Origin of the sequence: Saccharothrix sp. ST-888 (assembly GCF_000955975.1) — a bacterium.
Taxonomy (GTDB): Bacteria; Actinomycetota; Actinomycetes; order Streptomycetales; family Streptomycetaceae; genus Kitasatospora.
Map to the genome: position 1 here is coordinate 1 of NZ_JYJF01000840.1, position 318 is coordinate 318.

Consider the following 318-nt stretch of genomic DNA (forward strand, 5'->3'; position numbering starts at 1 on the left):
GCGAGGTCGCGCCAGAGCCTCACGGCGGGGGGTGGGCGGGCGTAGGATCCGGAAGTAGACGTGGTCCGGATCACACTTGACTCGTCGGAGCAGACGTTAAAGAGGACGAGCACCCGGGAGCAGGGCGCATGGCGGACACGACCGACGGAACGCTGACCAGTCGGGTCTACGGCGAGGACCGCAGCACCCGGGGGCAGGTGACCCTGGCACTCGGCCGGCGGCCCGGCGCCGACCTCCCGGAGCTGCGCTACCTGGAGTGCGCGACGGTCCCCGCGGTACTGAAGGGGCTGGGGCGCGGCGGGATCGACCTCTGCATCC

1 pseudogene is annotated in these 318 nt (G+C 71.7%); it reads left to right on the top strand.

From position 1 onward, the window contains the following. Window positions 1-128 precede the first annotated feature (128 nt). Window positions 129-318, top strand: a pseudogene (locus UK12_RS34775) (hypothetical protein); the annotation flags it as partial.